Source organism: Shigella sp. FC1967, from assembly GCF_001743005.1.
GTDB lineage: Bacteria > Pseudomonadota > Gammaproteobacteria > Enterobacterales > Enterobacteriaceae > Proteus.
Genome location: NZ_MIIZ01000087.1, coordinates 1 through 297, shown reverse-complemented (window position 1 = coordinate 297; position 297 = coordinate 1). Strand labels below are relative to the sequence as shown.

1 rRNA gene is annotated in these 297 nt (G+C 54.5%); it reads left to right on the top strand.

Features of this window, described 5'->3' with window-relative positions:
• Nucleotides 1-297 (top strand): 23S ribosomal RNA (locus BHE89_RS00660); the annotation flags it as partial.

Below are 297 nucleotides of genomic sequence, written 5' to 3'. Positions count from 1 at the left end.
TGTTGTTGGGTAGGGGAGCGTTCTGTAAGCCTGCGAAGGTGTACTGTGAGGTATGCTGGAGGTATCAGAAGTGCGAATGCTGACATAAGTAACGATAATAGCGGGTGAAAAACCCGCACGCCGGAAGACCAAGGGTTCCTGTCCAACGTTAATCGGGGCAGGTGAGTCGACCCCTAAGGCGAGGCTGAAAAGCGTAGTCGATGGGAAACGGGTTAATATTCCCGTACTGGTGGTAACTGCGATGGGGGAACGGAGAAGGCTAGGTTGTCCGGGCGACGGTCGTCCCGGTTCAAGCAT